The organism is Methanobrevibacter ruminantium M1 (assembly GCF_000024185.1).
Classification (GTDB): Archaea; Methanobacteriota; Methanobacteria; order Methanobacteriales; family Methanobacteriaceae; genus Methanobrevibacter; species Methanobrevibacter ruminantium.
Genome location: NC_013790.1, coordinates 2,316,482 through 2,338,794 on the forward strand (window position 1 = coordinate 2,316,482; position 22,313 = coordinate 2,338,794).

The window sequence follows — 22,313 nt, forward strand, 5'->3', positions numbered from 1 at the left end:
TCCTTTTGAATAATAAAAATCAATAGTTTTTTATTAATTTTTTAATCAATAATTATAGAAATAAATCTTTCATTACAAAATTTACATTAAGGAGACTATAATTTATTATAATAATATATTTGAAATTTGAAATATTTTAAGTTAACTATTAAAAAAAGAATATTTTAAAAATTGAATTAATGCTAAACTATTAAAAGAAAAATGGAAAAAAAAACAAGTGAAATATTATCAAAAAAAAGAAAAGATTAGTATTCTCCGCTAGAACATCTCTCAAATTTCATTTTCTTTTTTAAGCTTCTAGTTTCTTCCTCTGAAAGCTCCTTATTCATTTGAGAGACAAAATCAGACAATTTAGACTGTTTAGAAGAAAGAGAATTATGAGATTCATCGCCAGAATTGGAGCCATTAGAATTATTCAAATCATCTTCTTTAATAGAAGAATCATTTAAATCATTAGAATTAGTTAAATCACCAGATAAACTAGTATTTTTATTAGATTCATTCGCTTCTATCCAATCAGACTCATTTGAATTAAAATCATACTTTTTATCCAAACCAGACTTGACATAGGAATACTTCACAACCAAGGCATCATAAAACCACCTTACAGCAAATCCATCAGAACTGCTTAAAGACAAGACCCTCTTAGAATATCCGTTTTTAGAATAAACTATCCTTATGGAACTATATAAAGATGATAGAGTGGACTTAATCAAGTCCAATTCAAGAATTTCCCTATAATAAATCTTTTGAGAGCCTAAAGACTTTCGCTTAAGCAAGGATTTCTTTTTTAAAAGAATGCAATCTTCTTCAAGAGTGGTTTCAGAGATTATACTAGAAGACATTGCAAGATTAGAGAAATTAGGATCATTATGAGAGATTGAAAAATTAAGTGAATATTTGCCATTGAATGCTTTATCATTGCCTTTTACTGGATCATATTGATTATTCACATCTAAATCCTTATTAAAATCAGAGTTATCAAAATGAGACATTCAATTCACCTTCAAAAGCATAAATCAAAATTAAATAAATCACCATAGATAGAAAATAAGCCAAAATATCCAAATAATCAAATACAGAGCCTGGCTTAATGAATAAAGCAACATATTCCCAAAAGAATGCTGCAAATATTGTTATGATTACAATTATCCAGAAATTGTCTATCTTATATGGAAAAACAAGATTTAAAAAGCTGAACAATACCATAATTGCAAATAAATCGTCAAAATAAAATTTAAAGAAATCTCCAAAGGAACTTAAAAAATAAATATTCAATAAATACAAAAGCAAAGAAGCAATTAGGATTGCTAAATTATATTTTCTAAAGTTCAAATCATTTCTTTCTAATGAAAACCTATCTAAGAACATTTAAATCATAAAAAGAATTTTAAAATCAAACATATAAATTAGTTTTAGCCGTTTGGCAAATATTAATTAAAACAGATATTAACAAAATGTCAATAAGAATATTGCAATGAGAACAATTGCCACTAAAGCAAGTATAATTAACTTTTCATTGGATAAGCTAATGGTTGCAGTTCTAAATGTAGTGTTGGATGTGTAATTATTATCATTTGAACTTTTAGAGTAATCATTATCCTCTTCATCATCGCTAACTACTATTGCTGTTTCCTTAACTTCATAATCTTCAACATCTATTACTTCATCTTCCATAAGAACATTCCTTTAATTTTTTTTATCATTTTTCAATTTGCATATATACTTTATATTTCATCTATAAAAAAATTTTAGATAGTTGTAAAAATTTAAACCAAAAAAAGAAAAATAAAGGGTAGTGAAAAAAATCAAATTAAATAACCCCAATGGCTAAAAATTAGATATCTATAAAAACAACAATTTACAATAAAATAATATAGACAATTAATTAAAATTATCTATCAAATTTATCAATAGATTGCATTATTAAAAAAGAGAGAAGGTGGAAAAATGAATCAATTTTGTCCAAAATGTGGTGCAAAGCTTTTAGACCCTTATGCAAAGTTTTGTAGTCAATGCGGCACTAATCTTACTGAAAAGAAAGAAATAAACATTGATGAATTGCCTGAAGAAAGAATTGACTTAAGAGAAGGGATGACAAACACCAATAAAGGAATGTACAGATACACAAAATGGGGAAGACGAAAGAAAAAACCTGTAAATTGGGATATGGAAAAGTAATTTACCTCTTTTTAAAAAAAGAGTTAAATTAACAGATTTATTGAATAAATAATTTTTAATAAGAAATGACTATTAAATATTTTGGAGATTAAACATGAGATCATTAGAGGAAATTGGAGCTAAAATAGAAGAATTAAATGATAAAATTGCAGGAATCAGAGCAGAAGATGAGGAAAATCTAACAAATGAACTTAAAGTCATTCTTGCAGGTTCCGAATTGCAGTCAATCATATTAACAAGCACATTAACAAGCAAAGAACAGCAAGTTCGAGACTTGCTTGATAAATTTGTACAAAGAGGGGATGAGCTTAACGAAAGATACGAAGAGGCATCTATAGAAGATGATGCAGCTGCAAAAAATCAATTGCATGCTATGATTTGGACCAATGACATAAGAATTGACACCCTCAAATGGGTTCTTGAAGAAGAAGATGTTGGAATTTAATTATTCCAACAGAAACTTTTTAAAACAATCCCCCACCATCAAGAACATATAAAAACACAGCACCACTTTTTAAGTAATATTTTTTTATAAAAAATTCCTATTTTACAAGCTTATTTTTTCAAATTCGAAAATTAAACTAAAAAGTTTAAATAATAAAAAGTTTAATAAAAAGAATATAAAATATAATTAGTAACTATAAAACCTATTTAAAAAATTTAAAGGGATTGAAAAATACCTATTTTAAAAAAACAATTAAAGGGATTGAAATGAAAAGGATTATTTCCATTTATTCCATTATAAGCATTGGTTCTTATTTGCCCTATCCTTGCTGAAGAGGCACATGCAACAACTGTCTTTCTAACATCAGACAACGTTTTAGGCCACGATGAGGACATGCAAATGCTAAATGATATCAAACAGCAGATTGAGACCAAATCAAATGGGCAAATTACAGTCATAGTTGATGAGAATGCCTCAAACCCTGGAGAAGGGACTCGGGCAATGAATGCTGATTGCGACATAGCTGTAACAATTGCCTATGCCTGTGCCGGAAACCTGGTGGACCTTGGAAGCTATTCAGTACAATCCACCAAAAAGATAATCTATGTGAATGCAGGCTCACTTGACCTTACAAGCATAAACTTCTTAAGAAGGTCTTATGACGACAATTGGTCTTCATCCAGCTTTGCATCCCTTCAAAACCCTGGACAATATCTATATGATTCTGGAATAACCTTATTGCAGCCTGGACAAAAGTTCTATGGGGAAACAGACAATGGAAACCTGGACCATTGCAGCTCTGAAATAGACGGATACATTGCAGATGAAGTGATGAAGCAAGTCTATTCAAATGGAGTAATCAGAAAACTGGACTCAGATTATATAAACAGACACAAGCTGGATCCAAAATACTTAGCAGAAGATTCCAAAAAGATTGTTGACGGATTTGGAACTCCAATGGCAGATTCCTATGGCTCATACACCACACAGCAATTATTGTATATGAGCGCATCCTATTTGGTAGGATATAGTCTAGATGTTCCACAACAATTTGCCCCTCCAGAGAATCCTGCAGAATACTCTGCATTTACAAAGGGAACATATTCATTCAATGAATACTGTGAAATGGCAGATATTGTAGTGGATTATATGAATGAGCATGGAAAGGCTCCAGATTCAATAAGCTATAAGGGAGCTACAATCAGTTATTATGACTTGGTCTATAACTTTGCGCTCCTTACTCAAGATGATTTCGATGCAGCTCATATGAACTTCCCTCAAAATGCCGACTTCCAAAAATACAATTCAAATATCCTATTGGACATTCTTCCAATAGCAATTATTATAGTTGTCATTATTGCAGTGGCAATTATAATAAGAAAATTAATTAAAAAAGGAAGAAGAGGAATTAAGAGAATCAAAAACAGAGGCAAGGACAATAATTATTATAGAAATCAGGCAAGTGGAAACAGATCTAGAAAATCAAGAGGAGGTTCTAGAGACAATTATTCTAGAAACAGTGCCAGATATAATAATTCAAGAGGAAATCAATCCTCTAGAAAATCTAGAAATAGCGGAAGACCTAGAAACTCTAGAAACAGCAGAGACTCTAGAAACAGCAAAAATAAAAGGTCAACTAAACTTTTCCACAAAAATGTAGACCTTGACCAATATGATAATTCTAGATCAAAAGAGCCAAAAAGATTGAATAAGAAAAGATAAATGATTAATTTAAAAAAATTAGATAGCTATATTATTTCAATTAAAAACAAGCAGGAGGAATAAGATGACTTCTCAAACTAGCGAAAAAGAAAATCAAGAGTTAATAGATAGTTTAAACAATGAAATAGACTATCTGAAAGAGATTCTAACTAGCAAGATCTTTGAAGAAGAGCATCTTTTAAACTTCACCTGCCGTGACATTGAAACAGATTATGCCTTGAAATTTGGAGTTTATAAATACAAAATAAAAGGATATAAACTTAAAATTAAAAAAACAAAAAGAACAATTGAATTAATCAAAAAAATGGTCAATAGACAAGAGATAAATCTATTCAATAAAAAACTAGAGGAAATGCAGCCAAATCAAGCAAAAATCAATGAAACCAAGATAAATAAACCTCGATTGAATATGAAGGAAATCGAAGACCATATTGAAAATGAATTCAAAGAAGAGGACATTGAACTCGAAACAGAGACTGCAAGAACAAACATCCTTATCGAAGAGCATAGAAATAATCTGGATAGAAGAGTGCCTGTTAGAGAAATAGATGCTCTTTATAAGGAATGCATTAGAAAAATGCATCCTGATTTATTATTCAATCCAACAGAATATGAGGAAAGCCTATTTTTCAATGCAAAGGAAGCTTATGAGGATAGAGATTTCGAGGAATTGGAAGCAACATACAACCTTATACACACCCATAAGATTGAAGAGACTCCTCAAACAGTTGAAGAGATGGAAAGATTCATAGAACATTTGGAAATCCATATAAAACTAGAAGAAAGAGAGATTTCCAATATAATCAACTCCAAACCATATACTCAACAGAAATTCCTTCTAAACCAAAAAAAGGTAAATGATTATAGAGAAGGATTAGTCAAATCCCTTTTAGAGGTTGAAAAAGAGTATATTAAATGTAAAAGAGAGTTAACTGATTTGAAATCAAAAAATAACTTAAGCTACAAATTAGATTTAACTAAAAAGGACAATTAAAGTCAAAGAAAAAAAATTAGTTAAATCCTTTTTTTAAATTTAAAGAAATAGCAAAATTAATTCAACAGACAGATGTCAAAGGACAAACTAATTTTTAATGGAATCTGTATAAAAGTACATCACATAGGCATCAGATCCATCTTCATAGTAATTTGGAACTTTCCTCTCTATTTTAAAGCCGAATTTTTCATAGAAGCTAATTGCAGGAGTATTTTGAGCCTTAACCTCCAAGGTAATTTTAGGAACGCTACAATTTCTAAGAACAGTAACAGCCATCATAAGCAACCTAGTTGCTATATGTTGACCCCTAAACTTTCTATCTACAGCTAAAGCGATAATATGACCTAAGTTTTCCTCTTTAAGCCAGAAAATAATATAAGCAACAACCTGACCATTTTCAGTTGCTACAAGAAATCCTGCACCAATATCATATAATTGCTTAAGAATAGGAATATCATAAGGTGTTGAAAAGGATTCTACCTCAATTTGATAAACTCTAGCCAGATCAGATGGAAGAAATTCGCGAATAAGCATATGAATACCCTAAAAATAAAATCAATAAAACTTTTAAAACATTTTATATATAGTTTTATATAGTAAATATTGATTAATATATTATATAAACTTAATTTAAATTTTAATGCCTTATTTTTAAAATAGGACTTAAATGACCAAATTAATCAAATGAAAAAAAATAAATAAATAAATAAAAGAATAAATTAATCCAAAAAAACAAAATCAAGGAAACTATAAAATGTGGGATGACTTAGAAGAATACATTGAGAATCTATCTAATGATTATAGCTCAAAGAACAATAGAAAAACAAAGATTGTAGAGATTGGAGTTGGAAAATTCCAAACAATATCTGACCATTTAAGGGAAAATGAAAACATAGAGCTTATAATGACCGACATAGACCCTGCAAATGAGAATGTCGTTAAAGATGATGTGTTTAATCCAAATATGGACATCTACAAAGGTGCAGACATAATATTTTCAATCAGACCTCCAGGCGAAATACAAGAAGCCATTATGAAAATCAGAGATGAAATAGATTGCACTTTAATAATTAAACCTTTATTTAATGAAGATTTAAATATAAAAGCCAAAGGAATGAAATTGAAAAATTATAATAGGGCTTCATTTTACATTTATCAAAAGGAATAAGCACAATAAATAAGAAAAAGAAAGAATAATTCCTAAAAGAATAAAAACCATATCCAAAAAAATTAATAAAAAATACCTTAATATTTATTATTAAATAATAATTAAATATTTATATAATCAAATCAAACATAATAATACTAAAATTTATCAATACAAATATAATTAAATCCTTAAAATAAAGATTTAAGACTATTTTTAACTCAATTAGAGACTAAAAATAGAAAAATTCAAGACTATTTTTAACTCAATTAGAGACTAAAAATAGAAAAATTCAAGACTGTTTTTAATCAATCAGGAGATATAAATTGATAGAGGAAATCTTAAAAACCTACAATACCACAATTGAAGGTTTAACCAATCATGAGGCTAAAGAAAGATTAGAAAAATACGGCCCTAATAAGATTCAAGAGCAGGAAAGCGACGGGCTGTTAAAACTTTTTTTATCACAATTTGCCGATGCATTAATCTTTCTTCTTATAATTGCAGCGATAATCAGCTATCTAATTGGTAACCATTTAGATGCTGTTGTAATAGTTATTGTTGTAATAATTAACTCAATAATTGGATTTATTCAAGAGTATCGTGCAGAAAATGCCATGCAGGAACTAAAAAGCCTAGTGAGCAAGGAAGCCCATGTAAGAAGGGAGGGCAAGACAAAAATCATCCCTGCTGAAAAGCTTACAATTGGAGATATAGTCCTGATTGAAGAGGGAAACAAAGTCCCTGCAGATCTGCTTCTCGTTGAAAGCTATGACCTTACAATAGATGAATCTCTGCTAACTGGAGAGTCTGAAGAGGTTAGAAAAAATGCTGATTATTCCAATATGGGCAATCTTGAGGAAAAGATAAGAAATATTTCAAGCCATTACCAAGAGGAGGAATTAAGAGAAAAGATTGTCTCAATGAATTCCAATGTATTATCCGGTAGAGGCACTGGTGTTGTGATTGCAGTTGGAATGGACACTACAATCGGAAAGATTGCCACTATGATTCAAGAAGAAGATGAGGAGACTCCTTTGGCTAAAAAAGTGGACAAGCTTGGAAAAAGAATTGGAGCTTTATCCATTGCAGTCTGTATTGGAGTATTCTTTATAGATTTCTTCCAGGATTATAATATCATAGAAGGATTTATGACTGCAGTTTCCTTGGCTGTAGCTGCAATTCCTGAAGGATTACCTGCCGTTTTAACATTGACTTTGGCTTTAGGAATGCAAAAGATGGCTAAATCAAATGCAATAGTTAAAAAACTTTCTTCAGTCGAAACCTTAGGTTCATGTACATTCATCTGTACAGATAAGACTGGAACATTAACAGAAAATAGAATGACTGTTAGGGAAGACTTCTTATTGGATAATGACAAATCAGTATTAATTTCAGGCCTTTGTAATAATGCAAAATATGAAACTGTAGACGAAGGAGAGTATGAATCTCTAGAAAAAGATAATAATAGGGCTAGAAATAGTAGTGAAGAAGACAGCAAAAAGACTGAAAACAGCAAAGAAGAAAGCCAATTAATCGGAAACCCTACAGATATAGCAGCATATAACTTTGCAAAAGGCCATGGATTTGACAAATTAGACCCTGAACACTCCTACACACGTCTTGATGAGATTCCTTTTGACAGCAACAGAAAGAGAATGAGCGTTATCTATAAAAAGGAAACTCAGAATGAAACAGAATATTACATATTTACTAAAGGAGCTCCTGAATTGATTTTAAACCTATCCGATAGGATAGAAAAAGATGGAAATATCAAAGAAATCGATTCTGAAACCATATCCAAAATAAACCGCAAGATTGATGAGATGACCAATAAAACATTAAGGGTCATTGGGCTTTCCTATAAGCAAATAGATGAGGAAGACTACAATAAGATAAAAAATAGCCATAATGATAATAAAATACATGATATCCAAGAGGAATTGGAAAGAAACCTAATCTTCACAGGACTTCTTGGAATAATGGATCCTCCAAGAGCCGAAGCGATAGATGCAGTGGCAAGCTGTCAAAAAGCAGGAATTGAAGTCGTAATGATAACTGGAGACCATAAGGACACTGCTACAGCCATTGCCCGAGAAATCGGAATATTATCAAAAGAGGATTGTGAGAGCCTTAGCAAGCATGTGCTGACCGGTGAGGAACTGGACAGATTGAATGATGATGAATATAGAAATATCGTAGAGGAAATCAAGGTTTATGCCAGAGTATATCCAGAGCAAAAAAGAAGAATCATTGATATCCTGCAAAGCAAAGACCATATCGTTTCAATGACAGGTGACGGAGTCAACGACGCTCCGGCCCTTAAAAAAGCAGCCATAGGAGTTGCAATGGGAAGCGGAACAGAGGTCACCAAAGAGTCTGCTGATATGATTATTCAAGACGACAACTTTGCAACAATAGTCTCATCAATCAAAGAGGGAAGGACAATATATGACAATCTTAAGAGATTCCTTAAATTCCAGCTCTCAACAAATATAGGAGCTATATTAACAATCACTATAGGCTCATTGCTTCCTATACCAACTCCATTTACTCCAATCCAGCTTCTTTGGATTAATATTATAATGGATGGCCCTCCAGCACAGTCATTAGGATTGGAGGCCTCTGAAGACAATATTATGGAAAGGCCACCTGAAAGAGGAGAGCTTTTAGATAAGAAGACATTGATTAAGATTACAATTTCAGGAATTGTAATGACAATTGGAACCTTATCCTTATTCATTTATGAATTGGGACTAAATTCACCATATGGTAAAACAAAGGCAATTACCATGGCATTTACAGTATTCGTGTTATACCAATTGTTCAATGCATTAAATTACAGGTCAAAATCAAATGTGAAAAATAAGATGCTTATATTTTCACTTATTGGAACATTCATACTCCAAGTGCTGGTTATCTATGTGCCATACTTGCAAATAATATTCAAAACATGCCCAATAGAGCCATTCGATTGGATCTTGGTAATTATATTATCTGCAATCATTTTAGTCACTGATAAAATAGCTAATAGGCTAATCAACTAAGAGGAAAATATTAAAATAAAAAAACTTGACTAAACAACAAAAAACAAAATGAGTTAGGAAAAAAGATTAAATTTTAAATACTATATTAAATAAAACTACTATTAAGTAAAAATTAATTTTATAATTATTTTATAATTATTAATTAAATTAATGATTTAAGGAGGAAGATTATGAATTTAATAGCAGATATTGCAAGTGGTCTCTTTTGGATGAGTTTAGTTATGATTGGAGGATTTATTGTTGTTATTGCATTAATGACTTTAATTGGAAAAGGCTCTTCTGCAGATTTCTAAATTTAACTTTTAATATTGGTTTTTTAATCAATATTAATTAACCACCATTTATTCTTTTTTTTAATAAATTTTAATTAATTATTCTTTAAACCCTTTTTTTAAGTGCTTATTTTTTTATAATTATTATTTATACCCTTTTTAACTGCTTATTTTTTTAAAATCCTTATTTAAACTCTTTTTTAAGTGATTATTTTTTTAAAACTAATTATTTAAACTATTTAGACTCTTTTTTCTAAAATTTCAATCGAGTTTCTCTTTTTTAAATAGTTTATCTGTGAAAATTCATTTTTGCACAAAAACACAAAAATGATCTATCACAAAAACACAACACCACAAAAAATAAAAATCATTTTTACAAAAATGCACAAAAACACAAAAATAAAACTGTGTTATCTACATACTGTTTAATTAAAAAAATAATCAAAATATATGAATCAATTAAAATTAAAATACAACTAATTAAAACATCATAAATTGAATTAACCATTAATTTTAAAATAAGCTAAATTTAATTAAAATTAATAGGAAAATTGTTCAAAAATTTCAAACCCATAGAAAAATAGAATCATTTAAAGAAATTAATTAAATCTATTCAAAAAATGATAAAATTTTAAAAACTAAATAAAAATCAGAATAATAAAAAAAATAGTCTTTAAAAGTGAAATAAAAAATATTTAAAAAAAATAGTTGAAAGTAAAATAAAAGCATATAAAAAAAGAATTTAGAAAAAACGCCGAGACTGGGATTTGAACCCAGGCGGGGGGTACCCACGGGATTTCAAGTCCCGCGCCTTACCAGGCTAGACTATCTCGGCATATGAAAATAATAAATAATATAATCTTAAAATAAAATAAAATGAATTTAATGAACTGAAAATAATATTTCAGATCAATTTCATAATATGCTTAAATAAAATATTAAGTTAAAAAACAAAACTTAATTAATTAGTTTTTAAGTTCAATTTCAATACTTACGTTATCTGGAACGTTAACTTTCATAACTTGTCTCATAGCTCTTTCGTCAGCACCAATACCGACTAAACGTTTGTGAATACGGAGCTCCCATTTTTCCCAAGTAGCTTTTCCTTCTCCATCTGGAGATTTTCTAGTAGGAACAACTAATTTTTTGGTAGGTAATGGAATAGGACCGGAAATATCTACACCAGTTCTTTCAGAGATTTTCTTTAATTGGTCACAAACATAGTTAAGTTTTTCAGGATCAGTTCCAGTAAGCTTAATTCTTGCTTGATTCATGTTTTAATCCTCCCTATCCTAGGCAAAAATAATAATCTAGTTTTAATCTTTAAGAGATCTAAACTAGATTAAAATTAATTAACCTAAGAATAGAACCATACTAAAGATTAAAAACTTATAAAATTATTTAAAACCTAACAATAAATTTTTATAAGAAAAATTTAAAGTAAATTAAATCTTTCAAAACAAAATACAAAGTTACTATTTAAAAATAGCCTAATGATAATTTTTATATAAAAAAATTATGAAAAAATAATTAAAACTTAATTAATGGAAAAAAACCCAATAATTAAGTTAATTTATAATTTAAGTTAAATCACTAAACTTATTTTTTGTCAGTAACTTTAAGACATAAACCAGCAGCTACGGTTTGACCCATATCTCTGATAGCGAATCTTCCCATAGGTGGGATGTTAGCAGCTTCTTCCATAACCATAGGTTTGGTTGGTTTGATTTGTACGATAGCTGCGTCACCAGTCTTAATGAAGTCTGGTTTGGTTGCTTCAGGTTGACCGGTAGCAGGGTCAAGTTTGGAAGTTAAGTCTAAGAAAGTACATGCAGTTTGTGAGGTGTGACAGTGGAATACAGGGGTGTATCCAACGGTGATTACGCCAGGGTGTTGTAATACAACAACTTGTGCAGTAAATTCTTTAGCTACAGTTGGAGCGTCAGCAGTGTGTCCAGCTACGTCTCCTCTTCTGATATCGTTTTTACCTACACCTCTTACGTTGAATCCGATGTTGTCACCAGGTTCAGCTTCAGGGAAAGTTTCGTGGTGCATTTCGATAGATTTTACTTCTCCGGAAACTCCAGCAGGTTCGAAGATAACGTTGTCTCCTTGTTTCATGATACCAGTTTCTACTCTTCCTACAGGTACGGTACCTACACCAGTGATGGAGTATACGTCTTGAATAGGAATTCTTAATGGTAAGTCTACAGGTTTTTCAGGTGGTACTAATTTGTCTAAAGCAGTCATTAAAGCGTCACCTTTGTACCATGACATGTTGCCAGAGAGTTCTTTGATGTTGTCTCCTTCAAATGCAGACATAGGGATGAAAGGAGTGGAAGCAGGGTCTCTACCGATGGATCTGAGTAAGTCGGATACTTCGTCTTTTACTTCGTTGTATCTGTCTTCGCTGTAGTCAACCATGTCCATTTTGTTGATTGCGATGATTAATTGTTTAATACCTAAAGTCATGGATAAGAACATGTGTTCTTTGGTTTGTGGCATTACACCGTCGTTAGCAGCTACTACTAATACAGCTGCGTCAGCTTGGGAAGCACCAGTAATCATGTTTTTAACGAAGTCTCTGTGTCCAGGACAGTCTACTACAGTGTAGTCGTATTTGTTGGTGGAGAATTTTTGGTGAGCTAAGTCAATGGTTACTCCTCTTTCTCTTTCTTCTCCTAATTTGTCCATAACAAATCTGAATTTGTCTTCACCTTCATCTAATTGTTGTTCAGCGATAGCACCAGCTTTTAATAATAAGTGTCCTACTAAAGTGGATTTACCGTGGTCAACGTGTCCAATAAATGCTAAATTTAAATGTTCTTTTTCTTTTGCCATTTTAAAACCTCATTTATAAGTTTATTAATAATTTCATAAGTTAAGAATAAATAATTACAGTATATAATATTCTGCAATAATTAAGAATTAAATTCTAAAAATATTGAATTCGTAATTCTATGAAATCTTTATGAATTGATAAAATAAATAATAATTATCATTTTCATTACAGTAATATAATACAGTAATATAGAATACTCAACTATATGTATTTAATTATATATCTTATAATATATAAACTATATGTTTTTTCCACCGTATTTTTGAAAAAAATTCCAATATATGATAGAAAAAGATCATATGAAAAAAATTGATTATAAAAAAATCATAACATCCAGGTAAAATAATATTAGAATAATATTAATTTATATAATAGGAAGTCAGTGAAAATATAAAAAAATTAAAAATTATAAAAAAAGTAGAAAAGAAAATTAATGAATTTTGAATTTTAATTACTAAAACTATTAGAAATAAATGATTAGAAATAAAAAATTTAAATCTAAATCAAAAATTTAGAATTTGAAAAATTCAAAAATTCAAAGTCTAAATAAAAATAATTATTAATAAAATAATATTTTATAAAAAATATTAAATTAAAACATTATTTATTATTTAGAAAATGGATTATAGGATAAGAATTATCCTAAGTAGTGGTCCGGACCGAATGGTTCAGGAGCCAATCCTTTTCTTTGTCTAATTTCTCTTACAATTTGACCTTGCAATTCTCTTGGTAATCTTTCGAATCCAGAGTTTTCAGTAGACCATAAACATCTGCCTTGAGTTGCAGATCTGATCTCACCAGCAAAACCAAACATTTCAGCTACAGGTACTTTAGCTTCAACATTTACCATATCACCTTCAGTTGGCATGTCGATGATTTGACCTCTTCTGTTTAGGATTTCCTTAGTAACAGATCCCATATAGTCAGTTGGGGTGTTAATGAATACCTTTTGAACAGGTTCAAGTAATGTTGGGTCAGCCATCATCATACCACCCTTAATAGCGTTACGGATAGCAGGCAAGATTTGAGCAGGTCCTCTGTGAACTGCGTCTTCGTGAAGCTTTGCATCTACAAGAGTGAATTTCATTCCCATTGCAATCTCGTTTGCAACTGGACCTTCTTCAAGTGCAGATTCGAAACCTTCAATGACAAGCTCCTTGATCTCATCTAAGTATTGGATACCACGGGTCATGTTGATGAATAAGGACTTGTTGTAAACATCCCATACTCTTCTAGCTTCTTCCTTGTCAAGGCCGTGGTCAATGAATTGTTGAGCTTCTTCTTTAGCTTTGATTTTACCTTCCTTGATGTCACCGTTTTGCAATGCTTCAAATATTGAATCGTCTAAAGGTGAAACTTCAAGGTATAATCTGTTATGCTTGTTTGGAGATTTACCTTCTACAGGGTTTGGAGTTTTTCCTGCAACAGTTTCTCTGTATACAACAATAGGTTCGGAAGTGAGGATGTCTACACCCTTATTGTTGATTCTTACACCAATAACTTCCAAGTGAAGCTCTCCCATACCTGAAACTAAGTGTTCACCGGTTTCTTCGTTAATGTTAACGTGAATGGTTGGGTCTTCTTTTGCAGTTTGTCTTAACACTTCAATAAGCTTAGGTAAGTCCTTAGTGTTTTTAGCTTCTACAGCAACGGTAACTACAGGTTCGGAGATGTGTTCGATTCCTTCAAACTCTACAATCTTGTTTTCAGGAGAACAGATGGTTTCCCCAGCGGTAGCTCCTTTTGCACCGGTAATGTAAACAATGTTACCAGCTGGAACCTTTTCAGTAGGAACTCTTTCAGGACCGAAGAAAACACCTACTTGCTGTACTCTGGATCTTGCTTGACCTCCTACTAAGTAGACTTCACTACCTTGTTCTACAGTACCTCCGTATACTCTACCGGTAGCAACTTCACCAGCGTGCTTATCTACAGATACGTTGGTTACCATTACAGCTAAAGGTCCGTCAGGGCTGGTATTAATCATAGTTTGACCAGCTTCGCTTTCAATGTCTCCATCCCAAATGTTAGGACATCTGTATTGTTGGGAAACTTCAGGGGATGGCAAGTGTTCTACTACCATACCTAATAATACATCAGCTAAAGGTACTTTCTTAGCTAATTCTTTTTGATTTTCATCATTACAGTAATCGATAATGTCTTTGAAGTTGATTCCGGTTTCTTGCATCATAGGAATGTTGATAGCCCAGTTGTGGTATGCTGAACCGAATGCTACACTACCGTCATCCACTTTTACAAGCCATTCGTCTTTCTTATCTTTAGGAGCCATTTTAGTGATTAACTTGTTAGCTTCATTGATAATTCCAATGAACTTGTTTGCTAACTCTTCAGGTCCTAATTTTACTTCGTTGATTAATCTGTCAACTTTGTTAATGAATAATACTGGTTTAACCTTTTCTCTTAAAGCTTGTCTGAGTACGGTTTCAGTTTGAGGCATGATACCTTCAACCGCACATACAACTACTACTGCACCGTCTACAGCTCTCATTGCACGAGTTACGTCTCCACCGAAGTCAACGTGACCTGGAGTGTCGATTAAGTTAATAAGATATTCATCGCCATGGTATTCGTGTACCATGGATACGTTTGCAGCGTCAATGGTAATACCACGAGCTTGTTCTTGTTCGTCGAAATCCAAGAATCTTTGATCTCCTGCAAGCTCTTCGGAAATCATTCCAGCACCTGCCAAGAGGTTGTCGGATAATGTGGTCTTACCGTGGTCAATGTGTGCACAGATACCTATGTTTCTGATATTTTTAGGTTGGTACATCAATTCTTTGATTTTTGCAATCATTTTGTCTCGTCTACTCAAAATCATCACCATATAAACATATGTTTAATTGAAATCCATTATATTGTCATTCTTAAATGAAATTTTTTAAAAAAATAATAAAAAATTAAAAAAAATAATTAATTAATTTTGAACTGATTCTAAAATAAAACCATTTAGAAAAGTCTAAAAAATTAAAAGATTTAGAAAAGTCTAAAGAATTAAAAGATTTAGAAAAGTCTAAAAAATTAAAAGATTTAGAAATAAAAGTTTCAAAATTAATTTTATGATTATAAAAAGCACTAAAATTAGTGTGCTGCTTTTGCAACTCTTTCTTTTTCTTCTTTTTTCTGTAAAGCGAAACTTCTAGTATCTTCTTCAGAAGCAAAGATGATTTCACTTGCTAAACATTCAGCAACAGATCTTTTGTTTTTGAATGCGGATTGTAAAGTTCCTCTTGTTAAGAATCCTAAAGAAAGGTCCACTCTTCTTTGTGGAGAAATGTCTACAGCAACTTGGTATCCGATACCACCGTATTTGATACGGGTAGTTTCTTCACGTGGAGAGGTGTTTTCAATAGCCTTTACTAAAACTTGAACAGGGTTTTGTTTAGTTCTTCTATTGATAATTTCTAAAGCTTCCTTTACGATATTGTAAGCTTTGTTCTTTTTACCGGAGTTTCTTTCGGTTCTCATGATTTTGTTCATTAATCTTTCTACGATAGAAACATTGGATTTTGCAAATTGTCTTTTTACGTGTCTTCCTAAGGTATGAGGAACAATGGTTTCATCAAGGCAAATGTATCTCTTTAAACCTAAGTCTTCCACTTCCACTTCATCAAGGTCCCATTTGTTAAATAATTTAGCCATAAATATTACCTCACTTATCTTACAGGTTTATCAATCTTTCCACTTACCATTTCAGATAAGGCAACGTTGTTGACTTTACTTACTTTCCAACGAACTCCAGGAATGTCTCCCATGGATCTTCCGGATGGTCCGCCGATACCTTCAATCATTACTTCATCGTGCTCATCGATAAAACCGATTGCACCGTCACCTGGTGCGAATGCAGTAATTTGCTTACCGTTTTTGATTAATTGTACACGAATACATTTACGGATAGCGGAGTTAGGTTGCTTAGCTTCTACTCCCACTTTTTCAATAACGATTCCTCTTGCTTGAGGAGCCCCTTCGAGAGGGTCTGCTTTTACATCTAAACGTAATGCTCTTCTTTTATAATCTACGTCTTTCCATTTAAAATTTTGTCTATTCTTTTTAAGCTTTTTTGCAGCAAAAAGTCCTGGCATATTTATTCTCCTTTAAAATTTATAGGGCAAAGTCCCATTAAAGTTTTTTGAATAAATTATAAGATTAAAATAAATATTCTAAGCAAATAGAAATCCACCGCTGCGATTTACTATTATACAATGAATTAATTTAACTGAATATTCTTATTATCGCCACTGGCTGATTAGACCAGATTTTTAATATTCTTATCACTGATACTGGCTGATTTAAGCCAATATCCTTAAAATACACAAATAATGAAAATTGTATAATAGCAATCTAAACTTCTATTTAAGATTAGAATGAAATATAGAATCTAAATAAATAATAAAAAACTAATTGAATTTATTAAATAAATTAAAAAACATACAAATATTATCTTTAATAAATACCAATAGTTCTAACTTGAATTAGCATATAAACAAATCTGCTAATTAATTGAAAAATAATATTGTTAAATCTTATTTAAATAAGAGATAAATTACTCATAGGTGTCAAAATAAGTTATTTAAGATATATAATAACTAAAATAATGAATCAATTCCTATAAAATATTAGATTTAAAATATAACAATTGCACACACGTTATATTCAAATCAATATGAATTTATCTGTAAAAATGATAGGTAAACTATAAACTGAAAACCATAGCCAAAATGCACACGAAAGCTATTGGTTTTTTAATAATAAAAAGATTATAGTCAAATATTATATAAAAAATCACTAAAAAAGATATAAAAATCTTGTCTTGATATAATATTACCTATTATAACAATATATTAGAATAACTTTATTAATAAATGTTTGGTTTTTCCACATTTTTAATAAGCTAGTTAAAAAAAGTTTGTAAAAAATATTATAAAAATTATAAATATTATAAAATATTATTAATTAGAACTCAGACCTTGAGATCAAATTAAAATAAATTAAAAATTAATCCATAAGATTAATCAGATTCGGATTTTCTTAAATCGAATTTTTAAAAAAAAATAATAAAATCAAATTATATTTAAAAATAACTAGCAATTAATTTCCAAATAGGAAAATAGAATTAAACCAATTAGATTTAAATAAATAATTGATTTTATAAAACTTTATTCATAAACAATAATGCAAAAAAAGACAATTCTTTAGCAATAATAATTAAGTCCTTAAATAATGATTAATCATCAAATAAGGAAAAGACTTATTTTAAAACAATATTGCTAATGTTGTGTTGTCTTTTAGCTAATAATTTTGCTCTTTCAATGTTGATTCCGCCTTTACCAATTGCTATTCTTTTGTTTGAAGAATCGGTATTAACAAAAGCTATCTTTTCATCATTGTTTTTAGTAACAATCTTAATAGACTTCAATTCAGCTGGAGATAAGATGTTCTTAATGAACTGTTCTGGGTCCTCATTATACTCAATGATTTCCACACCTCTTCCAACTGCCTTTTTAACTTTAGTTACGGTAGTTCCGCCTTTAGCAATAGCTAAACCCATATCTCCGTTTTTAACAACAAAGGTAACCTTGGAATTTTCATCGTCAATAATGCAATCCTTAACCATTGCACCAGTCATACTCTCAAAAAGAGCAATGAATCTCATATCATTTGCATTAAATTTAATAGACACAAAAATCTACCCCATTGCTTCTAAGATAGTAGAATCTCCTGGATCGTTTATGATTAAAGTAGCTACAGTGAAAGGTTTACCACAAACAGAACCTAAGTCTACACTAGTACCTTCATATACAATGAAAGGAATTTCAGAGAGATTTGCATAATATTCAACGTCTTCTAAAATTTCTTTAGGACTGTTAGCTGCAACAACTGCAAGTTTACCTTTACCTAATTTTAAAGATTGAATAGATTTTTCAGAGCCGAGGGTCACATCTCCTGTGTCTACAGCGACTCTTATTCCTCTTTCTACGTCCATCATCTGCCTCCTAAATTTTGATTTAAAAAATTACTTTAAATAGGAATTTAAAAACCTAATAAGTAATGGTATAGATTAATTTAAAGTGCTATTAATTAAATTAAATAAAAAATTAAATAACAATTAAAAATTAAACTAACATTATTAAATATAACACTTATTATATATAAATATTCGGACTGTTTCATTATAAATTATAAATTTTTAAAATATTAAATTTTATTAAGGAAACATATGAAACACTTATAAAAATACTACTATTGAATGAAGAATCTTTTTAAATTCCTATAAAATAGTAGCATCTTTTCAGTGAAATGATTTTAGAAAAATTAATTATATCTTAAAATAAAAAAAATATTTTAAATAATAAAATTAAATATAATAATAAAGCTTTAAATTATAAAGAAGTATACAATTTAATTTTGAATAAAACACAGAGGGGGATAAATAATGGCAAAATATGACATTTCAATGATTAAAGATAATAACTATTATAAAGAACAATGTGAACATGCTGAAGAATCTCTAAACAAAAAATGGTATTCTGAATCAATTTTAACAATGGCAATAACTCTTGAAGAATTAACTGAAGAATTAATCAAATATACCAAAAATATTTCCGATGGAAAATTAAGTCAAAGAGATAAGATATGGATATTAAAAGATAATGGAATCACCAATTACAATATATATAACTATTTACGTGAAGCAAACATCTCAAGAAACAAATTAGTACATGGAGAAATACCTAGAAATTATAGCAATACTTTTTCAATGTATAAAAACTTTTTAAAAATTGTATTTTGGTATGATGAAAATTATGTAATTGGAAAACTTAATACTAAAAGTAAACTAAAACAATATTTAAATAAAGTTTGTGATGATTCACATATCCTCAATATCATAGAACAAGAAATTAATGATGGAGCAATAACTGAAAATCATCAAATAATTAAAAGACATAACAAAGAGTTAATTGATTATGTTGAATCTTTAAATATAGAATTAGAAATTAAAGAAAAATTAATAAAAGACATATATTCTGGAGTTACAAAAAATAGGTCCCAAATAGAAGAAAAAATTAAGAGAGAAAAGAAAGATCCTATAATAGGTGTTGTAAACATAGTAAATACAGAAAACATGATGAAATACACAATCCAATCAACAGATATTGACAAAGAAGTAAAAGAAAACATGGAAAAACTAGAAAACAACACACACGAAAACAAACAACTACAAGAAGACTACAACAAATACGGGCCGGAATCATTCACTACAGAAACAGTAAACATATGCAAAAACGAAGAACTTAGCAAAATAACAAAAGAAGACGAAATAATATTCAATGCAAACAAATCATATAATAATCGAAAAAAAGATATTAATCCTAAAATAGGCATTGCAAACATAATTAATACAGAAACCCTAATGAAATACACAATCCAATCAACAGACCTTGACAAAGAAATCGAAGAAAATATAGGAAAACTAGAAAACAACACCCACGAAAATAAACAACTACAAGAGGATTACAACAAATACGGGCCGGAATCATTCACTATAGAAACAGTAAACATATGCAAAAACGAAGAACTTAGCAAAATATTAAAAGAAGACGAAATAATATTCAATGCAAACAAATCCTATAATAACAATAAAAAAGAAGAAACCGGAGAAAAAAATCATACCCTGTAAAAAATCATAGCCCATAAAATCAATCTAACTTTTTTGCAATAGAGGAAAATAATCATTAAAAAAAAAACTAGACAAGAAATTAGAAAACTAATTTAAAAAAAAATGTAAAAATTTAGTTATATAAAAAAATAATAAAATAGGACTCAAACATCCTATTTTTAATAGAAATTAATTAATAATAAAAATCTTCAGATTCAATTTTTTCAATTAAATTTCGAAGATCTTTAGTAATTAATTTAATTAATTCAAAATTTTTTGGAATAACTAACAAACCTTCAAGTTTTTCAATATTCTCGTTAACTCTATTTTTATCAGATATTAACATATGGCCACTATAGTTCTCGATTAGTTTTTTTCCTTCGAAAATAACTTCCTCAGCATCGTTAATAATATTTCTTTGTTTAATCTTTTCTTCATAATCACTTAAAAGATTCTCATTATCTAAACCTGCCTTCTTAATTTCTTCACTAGACATACGGTTACTTGAATCGAATGTCGCGGATAATTTTTTATTAGTGCTTAGTTCTTTTGCAGACAATCCCATTATTCCATTTTTATCAACTTTTAATTTAACTTGGATTGCGACTTCGCCCTTAGGCCTTGGAGGAAGTCCCCTTAAAGTAAAAGAGTGAAGTGTATGATTTTCTTTTGCAAGAATAGATTCTCCCTCAACGATTTGAATATTTGCACTTGTTTGATTATCACGCATAGTATGATATTCTTTAGTAACTTCTGCTGGAAGAGGAGTGTTTTTTGGAATAAGTGGATCAGACTCTTTTTCATTAATTACAACACTCAATGTTAAAGAATTAATAGTGCCTACTGTAATTGGACCCCCTTTATATATGGATGCCCCTTGAGCAACGCATACCATTGGATCAATACCTTCTGCAGCAGATTTGCCTAAAAGTTTTTCAATGCTTTCCCTAATAAGAGGCATTTTAGTAGGGCCTCCAACAAAAACCAAAAAGTCAATATCGTCTTTTGTTAATTTAGCATCCTTAAGTGCCTCAAGAACTTTTTCTTTACTTCCTTTTACAACTTCATCAGATAACTTATTTAAATCAGACCGGTTTACATTTTTATCCAAATTAATACGTTGCCCTTTATCAGTCATTACAATAGAATCTATATGAACATTAGTAGTTTTGGTGCTGGATAATTCTATCTTAGCGATTTCAGTAGCATTATACAAATCAATAAGAGGATCATATTCAGGAGTTATATAATCTTCTAGCTTTAATCCATTTTGTTCTTCAAAGTCTCTTTGAAGATAATCCCGCAAAGCCATAGTAATATTCCGACCACCAAATCTAGCTCCAGTAGTGACTTTTGGAACAAGTTCAGAACCATCAAAGGCTCCAATGATAATGTCTAAAGTGCCCCCTCCCATATCGAATACTAAAATATTGCCTAAAAAATTTTTTGTGAGACTATAAGTCAAACATGCGGCTGTAGGTTCATCAACAAGAGCTTCGACTTCAAAACCAGCAATTTCCCCAGCTTCCATAGTTGCATTTCTAGCATCATTATCAAAACTAGCAGGTACGCTAATAACTGCTTTATTAATAGGTTTACCTAAATAAGCTTCAGCATCTCTTTTTATACGACCTAAAACATAAGAAGTAATCTCTTGAGGAAGTTTATCTTCACCATTAAATTTAATAGTTTCATTTTCACCCATTTTTAATTTAAATTCTGCAACAGAATTACTAGCATTACTTGCCATTTGCTTTTTTGCATGATGTCCCACTAGCAATTCACCATTTTCATTTACTGCAACAACACTAGGGAAATAATCATAACCCATAGCACTAGGAATTATTTGAAATTTTTCATCTTTATAAATACAAGCTGCAGAATTTGTAGTTCCAAAATCAATACCAATTATAATATCTTCATTATTCAAATTAATACCCCCTAACAATTATTATATGATAATAACTATTAATCATTATCTAATCTTA

20 protein-coding genes and 1 tRNA gene are annotated in these 22,313 nt (G+C 30.0%); 8 read left to right on the forward strand and 13 right to left on the reverse strand.

Annotated features, from left to right (window positions below; translation table 11 throughout):
- Positions 1 to 245 precede the first annotated feature (245 nt).
- The 3 genes from MRU_RS08955 to MRU_RS08965 form a co-directional block, all read right to left on the reverse strand.
- Positions 246 to 995, reverse strand: coding sequence for a hypothetical protein (locus tag MRU_RS08955; protein ID WP_012956591.1), 750 nt, complete (start codon positions 993 to 995; stop codon positions 246 to 248).
- Positions 982 to 1,371 (reverse strand): hypothetical protein, encoded by a 390-nt coding sequence (locus MRU_RS12095; RefSeq protein ID WP_012956592.1) that lies wholly within the window; start codon positions 1,369 to 1,371, stop codon positions 982 to 984. Before MRU_RS12095 ends, MRU_RS08955 begins: the two co-directional genes overlap by 14 nt.
- 78 nt (positions 1,372 to 1,449) lie before the next feature.
- A complete protein-coding gene (locus tag MRU_RS08965; protein ID WP_012956593.1) occupies positions 1,450 to 1,677 on the reverse strand; it encodes a hypothetical protein in 228 nt (75 codons plus the stop codon).
- A 273-nt stretch (positions 1,678 to 1,950) separates the two neighbouring features.
- Between MRU_RS08965 and MRU_RS08970 the strand changes: the two genes are divergently transcribed.
- The 4 genes from MRU_RS08970 (at position 1,951) to MRU_RS08985 (ending at position 5,342) form a co-directional block, all read left to right on the forward strand.
- Positions 1,951 to 2,181: a zinc-ribbon domain-containing protein gene (locus tag MRU_RS08970; protein ID WP_012956594.1), complete on the forward strand. Its 231-nt coding sequence runs from the start codon at positions 1,951 to 1,953 to the stop codon at positions 2,179 to 2,181.
- Between the two features lie 94 nt (positions 2,182 to 2,275).
- Positions 2,276 to 2,626: a hypothetical protein gene (locus MRU_RS08975; RefSeq protein WP_012956595.1), complete on the forward strand. Its 351-nt coding sequence runs from the start codon at positions 2,276 to 2,278 to the stop codon at positions 2,624 to 2,626.
- Positions 2,627 to 2,929: 303 nt separating this feature from the next.
- Positions 2,930 to 4,348 carry an adhesin-like protein gene (locus MRU_RS08980; protein WP_012956596.1) on the forward strand — a complete coding sequence of 473 codons (1,419 nt, stop codon included), beginning with the start codon at positions 2,930 to 2,932 and terminating at the stop codon, positions 4,346 to 4,348.
- A gap of 64 nt (positions 4,349 to 4,412) precedes the next feature.
- Positions 4,413 to 5,342 (forward strand): hypothetical protein, encoded by a 930-nt coding sequence (locus MRU_RS08985; RefSeq protein ID WP_012956597.1) that lies wholly within the window; start codon positions 4,413 to 4,415, stop codon positions 5,340 to 5,342.
- A gap of 87 nt (positions 5,343 to 5,429) precedes the next feature.
- Here MRU_RS08985 and rimI read toward each other — a convergent pair whose 3' ends face one another.
- Positions 5,430 to 5,876, reverse strand: coding sequence for a ribosomal protein S18-alanine N-acetyltransferase (gene rimI / locus MRU_RS08990; protein ID WP_012956598.1), 447 nt, complete (start codon positions 5,874 to 5,876; stop codon positions 5,430 to 5,432).
- 220 nt (positions 5,877 to 6,096) lie between these two features.
- On the opposite strand from rimI, the gene MRU_RS08995 reads away from it, so the two are divergent.
- From MRU_RS08995 to MRU_RS12205, 3 genes are all read left to right on the forward strand, one after another.
- Positions 6,097 to 6,510, forward strand: coding sequence for a UPF0146 family protein (locus tag MRU_RS08995; RefSeq protein ID WP_012956599.1), 414 nt, complete (start codon positions 6,097 to 6,099; stop codon positions 6,508 to 6,510).
- 308 nt (positions 6,511 to 6,818) lie between these two features.
- Entirely contained in the window at positions 6,819 to 9,536 is a 2,718-nt protein-coding gene (locus MRU_RS09000; protein ID WP_048812646.1) for a cation-translocating P-type ATPase, read from the forward strand.
- A 170-nt stretch (positions 9,537 to 9,706) separates the two neighbouring features.
- Positions 9,707 to 9,829 (forward strand): hypothetical protein, encoded by a 123-nt coding sequence (locus MRU_RS12205; protein ID WP_012956601.1) that lies wholly within the window; start codon positions 9,707 to 9,709, stop codon positions 9,827 to 9,829.
- Positions 9,830 to 10,560: 731 nt separating this feature from the next.
- Here MRU_RS12205 and MRU_RS09005 read toward each other — a convergent pair.
- The 8 genes from MRU_RS09005 to MRU_RS09040 all read right to left on the reverse strand — a co-directional run bounded on the left by MRU_RS09005 (position 10,561) and on the right by MRU_RS09040 (position 18,654).
- A tRNA-Ser gene (locus MRU_RS09005) sits at positions 10,561 to 10,643 on the reverse strand.
- A gap of 130 nt (positions 10,644 to 10,773) precedes the next feature.
- Positions 10,774 to 11,082 (reverse strand): 30S ribosomal protein S10, encoded by a 309-nt coding sequence (gene rpsJ, locus MRU_RS09010; protein ID WP_012956602.1) that lies wholly within the window; start codon positions 11,080 to 11,082, stop codon positions 10,774 to 10,776.
- A gap of 325 nt (positions 11,083 to 11,407) precedes the next feature.
- The gene (gene tuf, locus MRU_RS09015) at positions 11,408 to 12,649 is read right to left on the reverse strand and encodes a translation elongation factor EF-1 subunit alpha (protein WP_012956603.1); all 1,242 of its coding nucleotides are present in this window, start codon (positions 12,647 to 12,649) and stop codon (positions 11,408 to 11,410) included.
- Between the two features lie 638 nt (positions 12,650 to 13,287).
- Positions 13,288 to 15,483: an elongation factor EF-2 gene (locus MRU_RS09020; RefSeq protein WP_048812497.1), complete on the reverse strand. Its 2,196-nt coding sequence runs from the start codon at positions 15,481 to 15,483 to the stop codon at positions 13,288 to 13,290.
- Positions 15,484 to 15,749: 266 nt separating this feature from the next.
- Complete coding sequence (locus tag MRU_RS09025; RefSeq protein WP_012956605.1) at positions 15,750 to 16,310, reverse strand: 30S ribosomal protein S7; 561 nt, start codon at positions 16,308 to 16,310, stop codon at positions 15,750 to 15,752.
- A gap of 14 nt (positions 16,311 to 16,324) precedes the next feature.
- The gene (locus tag MRU_RS09030; RefSeq protein WP_012956606.1) at positions 16,325 to 16,750 is read right to left on the reverse strand and encodes a 30S ribosomal protein S12; all 426 of its coding nucleotides are present in this window, start codon (positions 16,748 to 16,750) and stop codon (positions 16,325 to 16,327) included.
- A 1,166-nt stretch (positions 16,751 to 17,916) separates the two neighbouring features.
- The gene (locus MRU_RS09035) at positions 17,917 to 18,348 is read right to left on the reverse strand and encodes a NusA-like transcription termination signal-binding factor (RefSeq protein WP_048812498.1); all 432 of its coding nucleotides are present in this window, start codon (positions 18,346 to 18,348) and stop codon (positions 17,917 to 17,919) included.
- Between the two features lie 6 nt (positions 18,349 to 18,354).
- The gene (locus MRU_RS09040) at positions 18,355 to 18,654 is read right to left on the reverse strand and encodes a 50S ribosomal protein L30e (protein ID WP_012956608.1); all 300 of its coding nucleotides are present in this window, start codon (positions 18,652 to 18,654) and stop codon (positions 18,355 to 18,357) included.
- Between the two features lie 447 nt (positions 18,655 to 19,101).
- On the opposite strand from MRU_RS09040, the gene MRU_RS09045 reads away from it, so the two are divergent.
- Positions 19,102 to 20,346, forward strand: a complete 1,245-nt coding sequence (locus MRU_RS09045) for a hypothetical protein (protein ID WP_012956609.1) — start codon at positions 19,102 to 19,104, stop codon at positions 20,344 to 20,346.
- A 172-nt stretch (positions 20,347 to 20,518) separates the two neighbouring features.
- Here MRU_RS09045 and MRU_RS09050 read toward each other — a convergent pair whose 3' ends face one another.
- Complete coding sequence (locus tag MRU_RS09050; RefSeq protein ID WP_048812500.1) at positions 20,519 to 22,255, reverse strand: Hsp70 family protein; 1,737 nt, start codon at positions 22,253 to 22,255, stop codon at positions 20,519 to 20,521.
- Positions 22,256 to 22,313: the final 58 nt, after the last annotated feature.

What these genes read in the sequence shown, in the direction of transcription:
- MRU_RS08955 (WP_012956591.1), bottom strand. Translation starts at nt 995, where the DNA reads ATGTCTCATTTTGATAACTCTGATTTTAATAAGGATTTAGATGTGAAT.
- MRU_RS12095 (WP_012956592.1), bottom strand. Translation starts at nt 1,371, where the DNA reads ATGTTCTTAGATAGGTTTTCATTAGAAAGAAATGATTTGAACTTTAGA.
- MRU_RS08965 (WP_012956593.1), bottom strand. Translation starts at nt 1,677, where the DNA reads ATGGAAGATGAAGTAATAGATGTTGAAGATTATGAAGTTAAGGAAACA.
- MRU_RS08970 (WP_012956594.1), top strand. Translation starts at nt 1,951, where the DNA reads ATGAATCAATTTTGTCCAAAATGTGGTGCAAAGCTTTTAGACCCTTAT.
- MRU_RS08975 (WP_012956595.1), top strand. Translation starts at nt 2,276, where the DNA reads ATGAGATCATTAGAGGAAATTGGAGCTAAAATAGAAGAATTAAATGAT.
- MRU_RS08985 (WP_012956597.1), top strand. Translation starts at nt 4,413, where the DNA reads ATGACTTCTCAAACTAGCGAAAAAGAAAATCAAGAGTTAATAGATAGT.
- rimI (WP_012956598.1), bottom strand. Translation starts at nt 5,876, where the DNA reads ATGCTTATTCGCGAATTTCTTCCATCTGATCTGGCTAGAGTTTATCAA.
- MRU_RS08995 (WP_012956599.1), top strand. Translation starts at nt 6,097, where the DNA reads ATGTGGGATGACTTAGAAGAATACATTGAGAATCTATCTAATGATTAT.
- MRU_RS12205 (WP_012956601.1), top strand. Translation starts at nt 9,707, where the DNA reads ATGAATTTAATAGCAGATATTGCAAGTGGTCTCTTTTGGATGAGTTTA.
- rpsJ (WP_012956602.1), bottom strand. Translation starts at nt 11,082, where the DNA reads ATGAATCAAGCAAGAATTAAGCTTACTGGAACTGATCCTGAAAAACTT.
- tuf (WP_012956603.1), bottom strand. Translation starts at nt 12,649, where the DNA reads ATGGCAAAAGAAAAAGAACATTTAAATTTAGCATTTATTGGACACGTT.
- MRU_RS09025 (WP_012956605.1), bottom strand. Translation starts at nt 16,310, where the DNA reads ATGGCTAAATTATTTAACAAATGGGACCTTGATGAAGTGGAAGTGGAA.
- MRU_RS09030 (WP_012956606.1), bottom strand. Translation starts at nt 16,750, where the DNA reads ATGCCAGGACTTTTTGCTGCAAAAAAGCTTAAAAAGAATAGACAAAAT.
- MRU_RS09040 (WP_012956608.1), bottom strand. Translation starts at nt 18,654, where the DNA reads ATGATGGACGTAGAAAGAGGAATAAGAGTCGCTGTAGACACAGGAGAT.
- MRU_RS09045 (WP_012956609.1), top strand. Translation starts at nt 19,102, where the DNA reads ATGGCAAAATATGACATTTCAATGATTAAAGATAATAACTATTATAAA.